The sequence below is a fragment of the Actinomycetospora sp. 2LY8.5 genome (assembly GCF_057180585.1).
The window spans coordinates 17421-31428 of sequence record NZ_JBXUHE010000057.1 but is presented as its reverse complement, the minus strand read 5'-3'; the positions used below and the strand labels follow the sequence as shown (position 1 = coordinate 31428).

The window sequence follows — 14008 nt, the reverse complement described above, 5'->3', positions numbered from 1 at the left end:
AGCCCCCCGAGCCCCCCGAGCCCCCCGAGCCTTTCGATCCGCCCCTGGCCTCCTTGTACCGCCAGTGCGCGGCGATGCCGTACTCGGCGGTGCGGTGCATCTCGTGGGTACGGATCTGCACCTCGAGCGGCTGCCCGTCCGGTCCGATCACGGTGGTGTGCAGCGACTGGTACACCCCGAACCGCGGCTGGGCGATGTAGTCCTTGAACCGGCCCGGCATCGGCTGCCACAGGGCGTGCACCATGCCCATCGCGGCGTAGCAGTCGCGGACGTCCTCGACGAGTACGCGCACGCCCACCAGGTCGTGGATGTCGTCGAAGTCCTTACCTTTGACGATCATCTTCTGGTAGATCGAGTAGTAGTGCTTCGGACGCCCGAGCACCTCGGCCTTGACCCGCGCCTCGGTCAGCTGGCCGGACACCTCGTCGATCACCGTGCGCAGGTAGGTGTCGCGGCTGGGTGCGCGGTCGGCGACGAGGCGGACGATCTCGTCGTAGCGCTTGGGGTGCAGGATCGCGAACGCGAGGTCCTCGAGCTCCCACTTCACCGTCGACATCCCGAGGCGATGGGCCAACGGGGCGAGCACCTCGAGGGTCTCGCGGGCCTTCTTGGCCTGCTTCTCGGGCTTGAGGAAGCGCATCGTGCGCATGTTGTGCAGCCGGTCGGCCAGCTTGATGACCAGCACCCGCGGGTCGCGGGCCATCGCGACGACCATCTTGCGGATGGTCTCGGCCTCGGCGGCCGCGCCGAGCTGGACCTTGTCGAGCTTGGTGACGCCGTCGACGAGGTGCGCGACCTCGGCGCCGAAGTCGGCCGAGAGCTTGTCCAGCGAGTAGGCGGTGTCCTCGACGGTGTCGTGCAGCAGCGCGGCGACCAGCGTGGTCGTGTCCATCCCCAGCTCGCCTAGGATCGTCGCCACGGCCAGGGGGTGGGTGATGTACGGGTCGCCGCTCTTGCGCATCTGCCCGTCGTGGAAGCGCTCGGCGGTGTCGTAGGCCCGCTGCAGCGTGCCCATGTCCGCCGACGGGTGCAGCTCGCGATGGACGGCGGCCAGCGGCTCGAGCACCGGCTTGACGCCGCCGGAGCGCTGGGCGGTGATGCGCCGCGCGATCCGCGCCCGGACCCGGCGCGTCGCCGACGGCGGGCGGGTCGAGCTGACCGGCGGCGTGGGCGAGAGGCCGGCGGCGTCGAGGACCGCGTCCTCGTGCGGGGTGTCCGCTCCCGTGCCCTGGTCAGGGGCGATCGGCGTGCCCGCGGCGTCGACGTCCTGGCTCACGCGTCGTCCCCTTCCCTACCGGGCGAGAGCGCGGTGCCCGGAATCCATCCAGCGTATCCCCGCCGTGGCGGTGTGTCCGGACGGTCGCTCGCCGATCGGGTCATCGGTCGCCCTCGATCGGTACGCGTCGAGAGATCCCCGTCCGGCGCGGACGAGCTGGCCGGGCGGGTGCGACGGGCGGTCGGCCCGGGTGCGGTCAGCGGGTGAGCAGCGCGTGCACGGGGTGGCCGTCGAGACGCTCGCGGCCCCCGAGGGTGGGCAGCTCGAGCACCACCGACACGCCCGCCACGGTCGCCCCGGCGCCCTCGACCAGCGCGCACGCCGCGGCCGCGGTGCCCCCGGTGGCGAGGACGTCGTCGACGAGCAGGGCCCGCGCGCCGGGACGCAGGACGTCGGCGGGCAGCTCGAGCGTCGCCGAGCCGTACTCGAGGTCGTACGACTCGCTCGCGGCGACGATCGGCAGCTTGCCCTTCTTGCGGACCGCGACGACCCCGAGGCCGAGGGAGTGCGCCACCGCGGCGCCGAGCAGGAAGCCCCGCGCCTCGATACCCACCACGATCTCGGGCGCGGGCCCCTCGTACGCGTCGTACGCCCCGAGGAGGCGCGTGGTCGCCGCGAGGCCGGGCCCGTCGGCGAGCAGCGTGCTGAGGTCCCAGAACCGGATCCCGGGGGTCGGGAAGTCGGGGACGTCGCGCAGGAGCCCGGCGACCACAGCGCGATCTCCCGCGAGATCCGTGGTCCTGCCGTCCGAGGTGCTCATTTGCGTCGCTTGCCCGAGGGTCGGCCGGCCTTGCCCGCCGGGCGCGCGCCCGGCCGCGGCGCCGCCGTGCGGCTCTCCCCACGCCCGGCGCCCGCGGCGGCGACCTCGCGGGTGTCGAGGACGTCGGTCGACGGACCGGAGACGTCGCCGCCGGCCCCACCCGGACCGGCGGCCTTACGGGCCGCCTTCGCCCGTCGCGCGTGGACCTTCTCGGCCTGCGCGATCCAGCGCTTGTCGCGCATCGCGAGGTCCACGACGATCGGCGTCGCGAGCAGCACGGACGACGCCGCGCCGACGATCGTGCCGACGAGCTGGACGAGCGCGAGGTCGCCGAGGACGCCGACACCGAGCAGCACCACGCCGATCACGAACAGCCCGACCAGCGGCAGCGCCGCGATCAGCGAGGTGTTCAGCGAGCGCATCAGCGTCTGGTTGACGGCGAGGTTCGCGGCCTCGGCGTAGGTGCGGCGCGTAAGCCCGAGCAGGCCGCGGGTGTTCTCGCGGACCTTGTCGAACACGACGACCGTGTCGTAGAGCGAGAACCCGAGGATCGTCAGCAGGCCGATGACGGTCGCCGGCGAGACCTCGAAGCCCACCAGCGAGTACACGCCGGCGGTGATGATGATGTCGTTCGCCAGCGCGATGAGCGCCGCGAACGCCATGCGTCTCTCGAAGTAGAACGAGAGATAGATCGTCACCAGCACCAGGAAGACCGCGAGCGCGACCAGTGCCTGCTGGGTGATCTCGCCGCCCCAGCTCGCGCTGACGGCGCTGTCGGAGATCGCGTTGACGTCGGGTGCACCGCTCGTGCCGATGGGCTGGAACTGGGTGAACAGCGCCTGCCGCAGCGCGAGGACCTGGCCGATGTCCAGGCTCTCGGACCGGATGATGATCGTCGCGGTGGCGCCCTGGCCCGCGCTCTGCACCGACGTCGGCGGGAACCCGAGCGCCTGGGCGTAGGCGTCCTGGACCTGGGCGGTCTGGATGACGCCGTTGGCGCCGTTCGCCGGCATCTGGACGCTGGTGCCGCCCTCGAAGTCGATACCGAAGTTGAAGCCTCGGATGACCATCGACAGGATGCAGATCACCAGCGCGGCGCCGAAGACCGCATACCAGGTCTTGCCGCGCCCGACGATGTTCAGACCGCCGTTGCCGCGGTAGAGCATGTCGAGGCGGCTGGGCTTCCTGCCCGGGCGGGCAGGTGCCCGGTCCTGGTCGTCCGCCCGGTCCTCGGCCTCGTCGAGGTCCTCCTCGGCGTCGAGGAGCTCGTCGCCCTGCTCGTCGAGCCGGTCGTCGGCCGTCTCGCCGGTCTGCTCCTCGACGCGACGGCGGCCGCCGGGTCGTCCGGTGGAGCGCGTCATCGGTCACCTCCGCGTCCCGCGCGGGTGCGCGACGTGCCCGCGCCGGTCGCACCGTTGCGCGCTCCGGACCCGGACCCCGCACGGCCGCGGGTGTTGCCCCGCCCGCCCGGGCGCGGCCCCGAGGTCCCGGGCCGCGGCGCGTTGTGCACCACCTGGCCGAGCCCGGACCACGCCGGGCTGGCGAAGAGCTTCGAGTTCGAGGCCAGGGCGAGCAGCGGGTGCGTCACGAGGAAGACCACGATGAGGTCGAGGACGGTGGACATGCCCAGCGTGAAGGCGAAGCCCTTGACCTGGCCGACGGCGAGCACGTAGAGCACCACGGCCGCGAGGAAGCTCACGGCGTCGCCGGACAGGATCGTGCGTCTGGCGCGTGTCCAGCCCCGCGGTACCGCGGAGCGGAAACTTCGCCCGTCGCGGACCTCGTCCTTGATCCTCTCGAAGAAGATCACGAACGAGTCGGCGGTGATACCGATGGCCACGATGAACCCGGCGACGCCGGCGAGGTCGAGCGTGAAGCCGATCGAGCGCCCGAGCAGGACGAGCACCGCGTAGACCACGGCTCCGGACAGGATCAGCGAGAGGATCGTCAGGACGCCGAGCGCGCGGTAGTAGAACAGCGAGTAGACGAACACCAGCGTGAGGCCGACCACGCCCGCGATGAGTCCTGCCTGCAGCGACGCGTAGCCCAGCGTCGCCGAGACGGTCTGCGCCTCCGAGGTGTCGAACGACAGCGGCAGCGAGCCGTAGCGCAGGACGTTCGCGAAGTCGGTAGCCGATCCCTGGTTGAACTGTCCCGAGATCATCGCGTTGCCGTCGAGCAGCGGCTGCTGGATCCGCAGCGCCGAGACCACCTGCGTGTCGAGCACGACCGCGTTCGAGTTGTTGACGTTCGCGCTCGTGTAGTCGGCCCACGTGGTCGCGGGCTGGCCGCCCTTGAAGGCGAGGTTGATGACCCAGCCGACGCCCTGCGGGTTCGGGTTCGGCGTCGCGCTGGCGACGTCGGTGCCCGAGAGGATCGACGGCCCGAGCAGGTACTTCTCGGTGCCCTCGCGGTTGCACGCGATCAGCGGCTTGGTCGGGTCGTCGTAGCCGCGCAGCGGGTCCTCGACCGCGCAGTTCAGCGCCAGCGCCGCCTGCTCCTGGACCGCGGGGTCCTCGCTCTGGCGGGTCGCCTTGGCCTCGGCGATGGCCTGGGCCTGGCGCGGGTCCTGCGACTCGCCCCCGCCGCCCGGCGGCGGTGTGGGGGCCGGCGGCTGGGCCGGGGCGGTGAACGGCGCACTCTGGCCGCCCGGGGTCTGCCCGGGTGTCCCGGCGCCGCTGGCCCCGCCCGGCTGTGTTCCCTCGGGCGGGGCACTGCCGCCCTGCTCCGCCGTCCCGCCCGGTGGCGCCCCCGGCTGAGGCCCGGCCGGGATCGGGCCGCCGAGCACCGGGCGGAAGTACAGCCGCGCCGTCTGCCCGAGCGACCGCGCCTGGTCGCCCTCCTGACCGGGGACCGTGATGACCAGGTTGCTGCCGTCCTGGACCACCTCGGCGCCGCTGACGCCCAGCCCGTTGACCCGCTGCTCGATGATCGTGCGCGCCAGGTTGAGCTGGTCGGGCGTCGGCGCCGCGCCGGTCTCGGTGCGGGCCGTGAGCGTCACGCGCGTGCCGCCCTGCAGATCGATGCCGAGCTTCGGCGTCGGCGACCCGTCCCCGGTGAAGAACACCAGCCCGTAGAGCGCGGCCACGATCACCAGGAAGGCGGCGAGGTAGCGCCCGGGCCGGAAGCGGACGGTCGGAGGGGCCACGCTGCGTTGCTCCAGAGAGAGGGGGTGGGTTCAGCCGGAGTGGGGCTCGTCGCGAGGGTAGGCGGCGGCCCCGGCGCTCCCGGCGCCGCCCCACCCGCTCCCGGTCAGGAGGAGCGCGGCGAGGACACGTTGTCCGTCGTGTCCGCCTTGGTGTCCGCCCTGGTGTCCGCCTCGGTGTCCGCGGCGTCCTTCGTGTCGGTCTTCGTGTCGGCCTTCGGCGTGCTGTCGGCGGCCTCCACGACCGGCGTCGACCCGGTCGGCACCGAGGACTCGAGGACGGTGTCGTCCGCTGCGGCGTCGAGGTCGTCGGCGTGTTCGTCGGCGGTGTCCGCGACGAGCTTCTCGCGCACGGCGGCGCGCAGCCACGTCGTGACGACGTCGGGCGCGATCTCGAGGTCGATGGTGCGCTCGTCGTCGACGTCGACGACGGTGCCGCTGATGCCGGAGGTCATGACGACCACGTCGCCGACGGCGATGCTGTTCTGCAGGTCCTTCTGCTGGTTCTCCTGCTTCTTGCGCTGACGGCTGGACATGAACACCAGCCCGATCATGAACAGGATGAGCAGGGGGAAGATCAGGTCCATCGTTCTCCGTTCACCGGGCGGGCGCGTCGGTCTGGGCCCCGCACTGTCCGATTCCGAGTCTGCCAGCTCAGGAGAACAGGGTCCCCTGGCCCCGGTCCTCGTCAGGCCGGTCGGCGGGGGGTTCCTGCCCCAGATGGCGCCACGCCAGGGGGGTGGCGACACGCCCACGCGGCGTACGGGCCAGCATCCCGGCCCGCACCAGGTACGGCTCGCACACCTCCTCGACCGTGCCGGGCTCCTCGCCCACGGCCACGGCCAGCGTCGACACGCCCACCGGCCCGCCGCCGAACGAGCGCACCAGCGCGGCGAGCACGGCCCGGTCGAGCCGATCGAGACCGAGCTCGTCGACGTCGTAGACCTCCAGCGCGGCGCGGGCGACCTCGCGGGTGACCGCGCCGTCGGCCCGGACCTCCGCGTAGTCGCGCACCCGGCGCAGCAGGCGGTTGGCGATGCGCGGGGTGCCCCGCGAACGCCCGGCGATCTCGCGCCCGCCGTCGGGGCGCAGGTCGACCTCGAGGATCTTCGCGCTCCGGGCGACCACGTGCTCGAGCTCGGACGGCTCGTAGAACTCCATGTGGCCGGTGAAGCCGAAGCGGTCGCGCAGCGGCCCGGTCAGGGCACCGGCCCGCGTCGTGGCGCCGACCAGCGTGAACGGCGCGACGTCCAGCGGGATCGAGGTCGCCCCGGGCCCCTTGCCGACCACCACGTCGACCCGGAAGTCCTCCATCGCGAGGTAGAGCATCTCCTCGGCGGGCCGGGCCATGCGGTGGATCTCGTCGATGAACAGCACGTCGCCCTCGAGGAGGTTCGACAGCATCGCCGCGAGGTCGCCCGCCCGCTCCAGCGCCGGCCCCGAGGTGATGCGCACGGCGCTGCCGAGCTCGGTGCCGATGATCATCGCGAGGCTCGTCTTGCCCAGACCGGGCGGGCCCGAGAGCAGCACGTGGTCGGGCGGGCTGCCGCGCCGCAGGGCACCCTGGAGCACGAGGTCGAGCTGCTCGCGCACCCGCGGCTGCCCGATGAACTCCGCGAGCCGGGCCGGGCGCAGGCGGTTCTCGAGGTCGGACTCGCCAGCCTCGGGAGTGGCATCGAGGGCGCGCTGGAGGCTGCCCTCGAGGTCGTGTTCCTCCATGGTCGAGCCCCCCTGTCGGCGTGCTCCCCCGGATGCCTCGTCTCCCGGCCGGCTCATCGCGAGGGCCCGAGGCGTGTCAGCGCCGCGCGCAGGACACCCGAGGAGTCGGACGGCCCACCCGCGCCGAGCACCTCGTCGACGGCCTTCTCCGCGGGCTTGGCGGCGAAGCCCAGGCCGACGAGCGCCTCGACGACCTGGTCGCGCAGCGTGCCGGCGGCCACCGGCGAGGCCGGGGCGTCGCCGTTCGCGGTGTCGGCGGCGCTCGACGGGGCGACCTTGTCGCGCAGCTCGATGATCAACCGCTCGGCGCCCTTGCGCCCGATGCCCGGCACGCTCGTGAGCGTCGTGATGTTGCCGTCGGCGAGCGCGTGGCTCAGCGCCGCGGGGTCGAGCACCGCGAGGGCGGCCAGCGCGAGCCGCGGCCCCACCCCCGAGACGGTCTGCAGCAGCAGGAACAGCTCGCGCTCGGCGGCGTCGGCGAACCCGTAGAGCGTCAGCGAGTCCTCGCGGACCACGAGTGCCGTGTCGAGCCGCGCCGGCTGGCCGCGGCGCAGGCGCGCGAGCGTGGACGGCGTGGCCTGCACGGCCAGCCCGACCCCGCCGACCTCGACCACCGCGTGGTCCAGCCCGACCGCGAGGACCTCCCCGCGCACCGACGAGATCACCGCACCGTCCTCCTCAACTCTGGTCTCCCGACTGCTGCGGCGAACATGCGTTCGAAGGCTACCGGGCGCCCCCGACGGGGCCGTGGACCCCGTGGACCGGCGCGCCCCCGTCCGGGACCAGGAACTCCGCCAGCACCGGGGCCAGTACCGGCGGGGTGACGATGTGGACCTGACCGGGCAGCGTCCGGTGCCGCGCGCCGGGGACCGCGGCCGCCAGCGCGGCGACGGCGACCCGCACCCATGCGGGGCTGTGCTCCCCGTCGAGGGCCAGCAGCGGCGGCGCGAGGGTCGTGAGGCGACCGGTCGGCACGGGCTCGCCCACCACGAGCGCGACGTCGTGCGGCAGCGACGGGGCGAGCGCGACCGTGCCCGCCCAGAACGGGGTCCTGCGCAGGCGCTCGACGGGTGCGGGCGCGGCCGCCGGGAACCCGTCGAGGAACGCGGCCGCGGCGTCGTCGGGGCGGCCCGCGCGCAGGGCCGCCATGGTGGCGGCGCCGAGGTCGTGCCGGGGACCGGGGTCGTCGCCGTCGACGCGCCACGGGGGTTCGTGGGCGACGATCCGGGCCGCCGGCACGCCGCGCAGCACGCCCTCGAGGACGAGCATCGCGCCCGCGGAGTGGGCGTAATGGGCGGGTGTGCCGCCGGCGTGGGCGACGACGGCGGCGAGATCCCCGATCTCGGCGGCCACCATCGCCGGGCCGTCGGGCCCGAGGGGGTCGCGACGCGGGTCCGGCACTCCCCCGCTGTCGCCGCGACCTCGCCGGTCCCAGGAGTGCACCGTGAACCGGTCGGCGAGGGCCTCGGCGAGCAGGCGCACGCTCGCCCTCGCCTGCAGCGCGCCGGTGGTGAGGACGAGCGGCGGACCGTGCCCCACGGTCTCGACCGCGATCGGCGTGCCGTCGGACGAGACGACCTGCGGCACGGTCAGCGTGCGGCCTTCGAAACGGCGGCCTTCGAGACGGCGGCCTTCGGGACGGCGGCCTTCTGAGCGGCCTTGAGGCGCGCGCGGTGCCGCTTCGTCACCTCGGCCGCGCGGGCCTCCGCCTCGGCCATGCGCGCGATCATCGGGGCGCGCCAGCAGTGGCAGACCGCCAGCGCGAGGGCGTCGGCGGCGTCGGCGGGACGCGGCGCGGTGTCCAGCGCGAGCACCCGGGTCACCATGGTCGTGACCTGCTCCTTGCCCGCCCGCCCCGAGCCCGTGACCGCGGCCTTGACCTCGCTGGGCGTGTGGAACGCGACGGGCAGGCCCGCGCGCCCGGCGACCAGGGCGACGACCCCGCCGACCTGGGCCGTGCCCATCACCGTGCGTACGTTGTGCTGCGCGAACACGCGCTCGACGGCGACGACGTCGGGGCGGTGCTCGGCGATCCAGGCCTCGACGACGTCGGCGACCGCGCCGAGCCGCTCGGCCACCGCGGCCTCCGGCGGGGTACGGACGACGTCGACGGCGACCGCACGCACGGCCCGCCCGCCGCCGCCCTCGACCACGCCGAGGCCGCAGCGCGTCAGCCCGGGGTCGACGCCCAGCACCCGCATGGTCCGGGACGCTACGCGGCGCCGGCCGGCGATCCGGCGCTCGTCCCGGCCCCGGTGTGTCGCGGACGGGGATCCGAGCGCCTCGTCCACCCGTCGCCGGCCACCGAGGTCGACGAGGTGCCCGTGATCTCCGGCCACGGCATGCTGACCGCCGGAGCACGTCCCCGTCACACCGCGAGGAGGACCCCCCGTGAGCACGAGCCGCAGCGAGGAGCCGCGTCCGCCGTTCCCGCCGTTCGACGAGTCCTCGGCGCGGGCGAAGGTGCTCGCCGCGGAGAACGCGTGGAACACCCGCGACCCCGCGAAGGTCGCGCTCGCGTACACGCCGGACACGGTCTGGCGGAACCGGAACGAGTGGGTCACCGGCCGCGACGAGGTCGTCGCGTTCCTGACCCGCAAGTGGCAGCGCGAGCGGGACTACGTGCTGCGCAAGTCGCTGTGGACCTTCGGCGGGCACCGGATCGCCGTGCGCTTCCAGTACGAGTGCCGCGACGCCACCGGGCAGTGGTGGCGCAGCTACGGCAACGAGAACTGGGAGTTCGCCGAGAACGGCCTCATGCGCCGCCGCGAGGCGAGCATCAACGACCTGCGCATCGCCGAGGAGGACCGCCGCCTCCACGGCCCGCGCGCCGACGGGGACACGAGCGACATCCCGATCTGAGAACCGTGTACGCCCCGGACACGGCGGTGGCCGTCCGGGGGATCCAGGGCCGGCTAGGCACGAGGCCCGGGATCGTCGTGGCGGAAGGTGACACTGACGCGCGGGCCGGCGCCGGGCCACTTCGGCACCGTGTGCTGCCACTCGTGCTGGCAGCGCCCGCCCATGACGAGCAGATCGCCGCCGGCGACGGTCAGCCGCGTCGACGGGCGTCTGCCCGATGGTCGAGCTCCGGCTCCGGCTCCGGCTCCGGCTCCGTCGCCCCCGCCCAGCGGACGCAGGCCGAAGCGTCGTGGCGCGCCCAGGGACACGATCGCGACGATCGGCGCCGCGTGGGTGAAGCGGACGCGGTCGCCGTGCCAGGCCACGGAGTCGTCGCCGTGGCGGTAGTAGTTGCAGCCCACCCGGTCGAAGCGCACGCCGTAGTGCGTGGAGAGCGCGTCGGCGACGGCGCCCATCGGCTCCGGCGCCTCGTCGATGCGCCACCCGCACGTCAGGCGCGGCTCCATGATGTCCTGGTCGTACATGCGGCGACGGCGCTGGTTCCACGGCGCGTGGGCCACGATCGCGTCGAACCAGGCGTCGGCGCCGGTGATCCAGGCGGGGGCCAGGTCGACCCACGAGCGGTCGTCCAGGACGATGCGGCGCGGGACGACGGCCGGATCCACCCCGGGCTCCTCAGCGGTCTCGCCCCCGCCGAAGAGCGAGGGCGTCCAGGCGGTCGTCATCGACGTCAGTAGAACACATGTTCGAACGGAGTGCGAGGCGTGCAAAGCAAGCACATCGTCGTCCACGGGCGCGTGCAGGGCGTCTTCTTCCGAGCGGGCGCCGAGGACGCCGCCGGCCGCCTCGGCGTCGGCGGCTGGGTGCGCAATCGCGAGGACGGCACCGTCGAGATGGTCGTCGAGGGCGAGGACGACGCCGTCGAGCAGATGGTCGCCTGGGCCCGCGAGGGTTCACCGCAGGCCTGGGTCAGCGGCGTCGACGTCACCGACACCGAGCCGCAGGGCCATCGGTCCTTCGAGCAGGCGTGAACCTCGGCGCGGAACAGGTCCGCCGCTTCCGCCTCCGGCGCCAGTTCGTCACCGATCGCGACGCGACCGATCCCGTCGCCACGGCCCGCCGCCTGCTCGGCGTCCAGGCCCAGGTGCCGTCGGCCGCCGCGCGGGCGGTCGCCGTGCGGACCACGACCGGCACCGCCGACGACGGCACCGTCGACGACGCGCTGGCCGCCGGCTCGCTCGTGCGCACGTGGGCGGCGCGCGGGACGCTGCACCTGCTCGCGGCCGACCAGGCGCCGTCGCTGCTCGCGCTGCTGGCGGCCGCACGCTCGTGGGACAAGGGCTCGTGGCAGCGCGAGTTCGCCACCGCCGAGCAGATGACCGCGCTCGAGGCCGCGGCGGTCGACGTCCTCGCCGGCGGCGCCGTCCTGACCCGCGAGGAGCTCACCGCCGCGCTCGTCGCCCACAGCGGCGACGTGGGGCTCGCCGAGGCGATCCGGTCGGGGTGGGGCGCCGTGCTCAAGCCGCTCGCCTGGCAGGGCCTGATCTGCCACGGGCCGCCGGCGGGCACGCGGGTGACCTTCACGAGGCCCGCCTTCCCCGGCCTGCCCGACGCCGACGAGGCCGCGCGCACGATCGTCCCCGCCTTCCTCGGCGCCCACGGTCCCGCGACGCCGACCGCCTTCGACGCCTGGCTGCTGCGCGGCATGACCCCGAGGGCGCGGCTGCGGCGGTGGTTCACCGACCTCGTCGCCGAGGGGACGCTCACCGAGGTCGCCGTCGACGGCGAGGCGCGCTACGCCCGCACCGAGGACCTCGACCGGCTCGCCACGGCCGCACCGGTGGAGACGAGGCTCCTCGGCCCCTTCGACCCCTACGTGCTCGGCGCCGGCACCGCCGACCCCGACCTCGTGCCCGCCGCGCGCCGCCGGGAGGTCAGCCGCGCGGCCGGGTGGATCGCCCCGGTGGTCGTCGACGACGGTCGGGTGGTGGGCACCTGGAGCGCCGACGACGACGTGCTCGCCGTGAGCCCGTTCGACGGTCCGCTCGACGTCGAGGCCGAGCGTGCCGTCTGGTCCCGCGTCCTGGGACGGCCCCTCACGCTCCCGGGGTGACCTGCCGGCGCTCGTCGTGCACGAGCAGCCGCACCACCACGCCGGCGTGGTCGGTCCCGGGCAGCTCCCGCGTGGTGAGGTCCACCGGCGCGATCGGTCCGGACACGAGCACGTGGTCGATCGCCGCGAACGGCGGCAGGGTCCTGTCGGTCGGCCAGGTGGCCCGCAGCCCGGCCCCGATCGCCGCGGCCGAGTCGCTCCAGGTCCCGGCGCCGACGGTCGAGCTCCGCCCCCCTGTCGGCGTGCTCCCCGTGCTGTCTGCCCCCAGCAGCTCGCGCAGGGGCCGGTGGTCGAGCGTCGCGTTGAGGTCGCCGAGGACGAGCCGCGGCGGGCCCTCGAGGGGCGCCGGGCCCGGGAGGTCGGTGATCTCGCGTGCCCAGCCGGCGGCGTCGTTCCGGAACACCGGAGCCGCGGGGTGGGCGACGACGACGTCAACGGGGCCGGTGGGCGCCAGCACACGCGCCGTGACCTGCGAGAACGTACCTTCTCGCAAGGTCAGCCCCGACGAGGTGAGGGGGTGGCGCGCGTACAGCGCCGTGCCGCCCGCGCCGTCCTCCGCCCGGGACTCCACGAACGGCAGGTCTCCGCGCAGGCCCGCGGCGGCGAGCGCCTGCTCGGCCTCCGGGGTGATCTCCTGCAGGCCCAGCACCTCGACCTGCTGCTCGCGGACCAGCCCCACCACGGCCTCGGGATCCGCCCGGCCGAACTTCATGTTGATCGTGGCGACCGTGACCGGCGCGCTGGTCGGCCCGGCCGTGACGATCGGGTCGCCGTCGTCGGTCGCCCGCGGCACGACCACGACCATCAGGGCGAGCGCGGCCACCACGGCCACCACGCCGGCGGTCCATCGGCGGGCCAGCAGGCAGACGGCCGCGACGACGACGGCGATCCCGGTGACGATGGGCGTGAGCGCCAGCAACCCGAAGGCGAGGGGCGAGCCGACCGGAGCCCACCACCAGAACGGCACCCACGCGGCGACGGCCGCCGCGGCGAGGGTCAGCGCGACGCTGATCACGCGGGACATGCGTCCTACCGTACCAACACATTGGTACGGTACGGTCCTCGCGTGCCCGACCTCGCCGATCCCGCCGTCCTGGTGGTCCGCACCGTGGCGATCGTCCTCGGGGCGTCGTCACGACCACGCGAAGGCGACCCGGCGACCACCCCGGCTCCCGCGGGCGCCGTCGTCGCGGCGCCGGCCGCAGGGCTCGCAGGGCTCGCGTCGCCCCCCGCCGCCCGCCGGGGTGTGGTCGTGTGAGGGCCGTCGAGGTCGACCCCGCCTCGCCCGTCCCGCCCTACGAGCAGGTCCGGCGCCGCATCGCCGACCTCGTGGACACCGGCGAGCTGCCCGAGGGCACGCGCCTGCCCGGCATCCGCCGACTCGCCGCCGGCCTGGGGCTCGCGCCCGGCACCGTGGCCCGGGCGTACCGCGAGCTCGAAGCCGGGCACTACGTCCGCAGCCGCGCAGGCCGTGGCAGCACGGTGCTCGCGCCGCCCCACCCGCGGACCGCGCCGGTCGCGCTGCGCGACGCCGCCCGCGTGCTCGCCGAGGAGGCGCGCCGGGGCGGACACGCCCCCGAGGTCGCCCACGCCGCCCTCGACGCGGCGCTGCGGGAAGCCACGAGGCCCGCGTCCTAACGCGGCGCGAGGCGTTCGAGCCGCAGCAGCTCTACGCCCGCGCTGTCGACGAGCCGCCCGGTCTCCTCGTAGCCCGCGCGCCGGTAGAGCGCCAGGTTCTCGTCGCTGCGCGCGCCGGTGACGAGCCAGCTCACGTCACCCGCGGCGAGCTCGGCGTGGGCGCGCTCCATCAGCGCCCGACCCACGCCGTGGCCCTGGGCGTCGGGCGCGACGGAGTACCGGGCGAGCTCGGCGCATCCCGAGCCGCTGCCGATCCCGTCCCCCCGCAGGCGCACCGACCCGACCAGCCGCGACCCCGCCCACGCCCCGAACCCGCGCACGTCGGGACGTCCGAGGTCGGCGGCGAACTCCGCCACCGTCTCGCGCAGCGGCGGGATCTCCGTGGTGCCGTAGCGACGCGCCTCGGACAGGTACGCCGCGTACTGCACGGTCAGCGCCTCGCCGGCGTCGCCCGCCGCGAGGACGGCGACGACGCACGGCGCGAGGGTCATCGGC

Annotated in this window: 17 protein-coding genes; 5 read left to right on the top strand and 12 right to left on the bottom strand. The window is 74.7% G+C overall.

Annotation, left to right across the window (positions count from 1 at the left end; genetic code table 11):
- The 9 genes from AC2A1K_RS32650 to AC2A1K_RS32610 all read right to left on the bottom strand — a co-directional run.
- Positions 1-1276 (bottom strand): RelA/SpoT family protein (locus AC2A1K_RS32650; protein ID WP_483900524.1); only part of this gene is annotated, 1276 nt, incomplete at its 3' end.
- Between the two features lie 196 nt (positions 1277-1472).
- On the bottom strand, positions 1473-2036 hold the full coding sequence (locus tag AC2A1K_RS32645; RefSeq protein ID WP_483900523.1) for an adenine phosphoribosyltransferase: 564 nt from the start codon (positions 2034-2036) through the stop codon (positions 1473-1475).
- Positions 2033-3397 carry a protein translocase subunit SecF gene (gene secF / locus AC2A1K_RS32640; RefSeq protein WP_483900522.1) on the bottom strand — a complete coding sequence of 455 codons (1365 nt, stop codon included), beginning with the start codon at positions 3395-3397 and terminating at the stop codon, positions 2033-2035. The genes AC2A1K_RS32645 and secF overlap by 4 nt, the downstream gene beginning before the upstream one ends.
- Complete coding sequence (gene secD / locus AC2A1K_RS32635; RefSeq protein ID WP_483900521.1) at positions 3394-5184, bottom strand: protein translocase subunit SecD; 1791 nt, start codon at positions 5182-5184, stop codon at positions 3394-3396. Before secD ends, secF begins: the two co-directional genes overlap by 4 nt.
- Before the next feature lie 104 nt (positions 5185-5288).
- Positions 5289-5768, bottom strand: a complete 480-nt coding sequence (yajC, locus tag AC2A1K_RS32630) for a preprotein translocase subunit YajC (protein ID WP_483900520.1) — start codon at positions 5766-5768, stop codon at positions 5289-5291.
- 67 nt (positions 5769-5835) lie between these two features.
- Positions 5836-6900 (bottom strand): Holliday junction branch migration DNA helicase RuvB, encoded by a 1065-nt coding sequence (ruvB, locus tag AC2A1K_RS32625; protein WP_483900519.1) that lies wholly within the window; start codon positions 6898-6900, stop codon positions 5836-5838.
- Positions 6901-6953: 53 nt separating this feature from the next.
- Positions 6954-7565 (bottom strand): Holliday junction branch migration protein RuvA, encoded by a 612-nt coding sequence (gene ruvA, locus AC2A1K_RS32620; RefSeq protein ID WP_483900518.1) that lies wholly within the window; start codon positions 7563-7565, stop codon positions 6954-6956.
- Positions 7566-7623: 58 nt separating this feature from the next.
- Positions 7624-8487, bottom strand: a complete 864-nt coding sequence (locus AC2A1K_RS32615; protein ID WP_483900517.1) for an alpha/beta fold hydrolase — start codon at positions 8485-8487, stop codon at positions 7624-7626.
- Positions 8488-8489: 2 nt separating this feature from the next.
- A complete protein-coding gene (locus AC2A1K_RS32610; RefSeq protein ID WP_483900516.1) occupies positions 8490-9101 on the bottom strand; it encodes a crossover junction endodeoxyribonuclease RuvC in 612 nt (203 codons plus the stop codon).
- A 190-nt stretch (positions 9102-9291) separates the two neighbouring features.
- Here AC2A1K_RS32610 and AC2A1K_RS32605 point away from each other — a divergent pair, with 190 nt between their 5' ends.
- On the top strand, positions 9292-9762 hold the full coding sequence (locus AC2A1K_RS32605) for a nuclear transport factor 2 family protein (RefSeq protein ID WP_483900515.1): 471 nt from the start codon (positions 9292-9294) through the stop codon (positions 9760-9762).
- Positions 9763-9815: 53 nt separating this feature from the next.
- Here the strand turns inward: AC2A1K_RS32605 and AC2A1K_RS32600 are convergent, their stop codons facing one another.
- Entirely contained in the window at positions 9816-10487 is a 672-nt protein-coding gene (locus AC2A1K_RS32600) for an alpha-ketoglutarate-dependent dioxygenase AlkB (protein ID WP_483900514.1), read from the bottom strand.
- A gap of 39 nt (positions 10488-10526) precedes the next feature.
- Here AC2A1K_RS32600 and AC2A1K_RS32595 point away from each other — a divergent pair, with 39 nt between their 5' ends.
- Positions 10527-10793: an acylphosphatase gene (locus tag AC2A1K_RS32595; protein ID WP_483900513.1), complete on the top strand. Its 267-nt coding sequence runs from the start codon at positions 10527-10529 to the stop codon at positions 10791-10793.
- Complete coding sequence (locus tag AC2A1K_RS32590) at positions 10790-11875, top strand: DNA glycosylase AlkZ-like family protein (protein WP_483900512.1); 1086 nt, start codon at positions 10790-10792, stop codon at positions 11873-11875. Before AC2A1K_RS32595 ends, AC2A1K_RS32590 begins: the two co-directional genes overlap by 4 nt.
- Here AC2A1K_RS32590 and AC2A1K_RS32585 read toward each other — a convergent pair.
- Positions 11859-12899: an endonuclease/exonuclease/phosphatase family protein gene (locus tag AC2A1K_RS32585; protein ID WP_483900511.1), complete on the bottom strand. Its 1041-nt coding sequence runs from the start codon at positions 12897-12899 to the stop codon at positions 11859-11861. The two genes, AC2A1K_RS32590 and AC2A1K_RS32585, sit on opposite strands and share 17 nt — an antisense overlap.
- Positions 12900-12941: 42 nt before the next feature.
- Here AC2A1K_RS32585 and AC2A1K_RS32580 point away from each other — a divergent pair, with 42 nt between their 5' ends.
- Entirely contained in the window at positions 12942-13133 is a 192-nt protein-coding gene (locus tag AC2A1K_RS32580; RefSeq protein WP_483900510.1) for a hypothetical protein, read from the top strand.
- Complete coding sequence (locus tag AC2A1K_RS32575; RefSeq protein ID WP_483900509.1) at positions 13130-13513, top strand: GntR family transcriptional regulator; 384 nt, start codon at positions 13130-13132, stop codon at positions 13511-13513. The genes AC2A1K_RS32580 and AC2A1K_RS32575 overlap by 4 nt, the downstream gene beginning before the upstream one ends.
- Here the strand turns inward: AC2A1K_RS32575 and AC2A1K_RS32570 are convergent.
- Positions 13510-14004: a GNAT family N-acetyltransferase gene (locus tag AC2A1K_RS32570; protein ID WP_483900508.1), complete on the bottom strand. Its 495-nt coding sequence runs from the start codon at positions 14002-14004 to the stop codon at positions 13510-13512. The two genes, AC2A1K_RS32575 and AC2A1K_RS32570, sit on opposite strands and share 4 nt — an antisense overlap.
- Between the last annotated feature and the right edge of the window lie 4 nt (positions 14005-14008).

Excerpts from the sequence above, each read along its gene's own strand:
- AC2A1K_RS32645 (WP_483900523.1), bottom strand. The coding sequence starts at position 2,036 with ATGAGCACCTCGGACGGCAGGACCACGGATCTCGCGGGAGATCGCGCT.
- secF (WP_483900522.1), bottom strand. The coding sequence starts at position 3,397 with ATGACGCGCTCCACCGGACGACCCGGCGGCCGCCGTCGCGTCGAGGAG.
- yajC (WP_483900520.1), bottom strand. The coding sequence starts at position 5,768 with ATGGACCTGATCTTCCCCCTGCTCATCCTGTTCATGATCGGGCTGGTG.
- ruvB (WP_483900519.1), bottom strand. The coding sequence starts at position 6,900 with ATGGAGGAACACGACCTCGAGGGCAGCCTCCAGCGCGCCCTCGATGCC.
- AC2A1K_RS32610 (WP_483900516.1), bottom strand. The coding sequence starts at position 9,101 with ATGCGGGTGCTGGGCGTCGACCCCGGGCTGACGCGCTGCGGCCTCGGC.
- AC2A1K_RS32600 (WP_483900514.1), bottom strand. The coding sequence starts at position 10,487 with ATGACGACCGCCTGGACGCCCTCGCTCTTCGGCGGGGGCGAGACCGCT.
- AC2A1K_RS32585 (WP_483900511.1), bottom strand. The coding sequence starts at position 12,899 with ATGTCCCGCGTGATCAGCGTCGCGCTGACCCTCGCCGCGGCGGCCGTC.
- AC2A1K_RS32570 (WP_483900508.1), bottom strand. The coding sequence starts at position 14,004 with ATGACCCTCGCGCCGTGCGTCGTCGCCGTCCTCGCGGCGGGCGACGCC.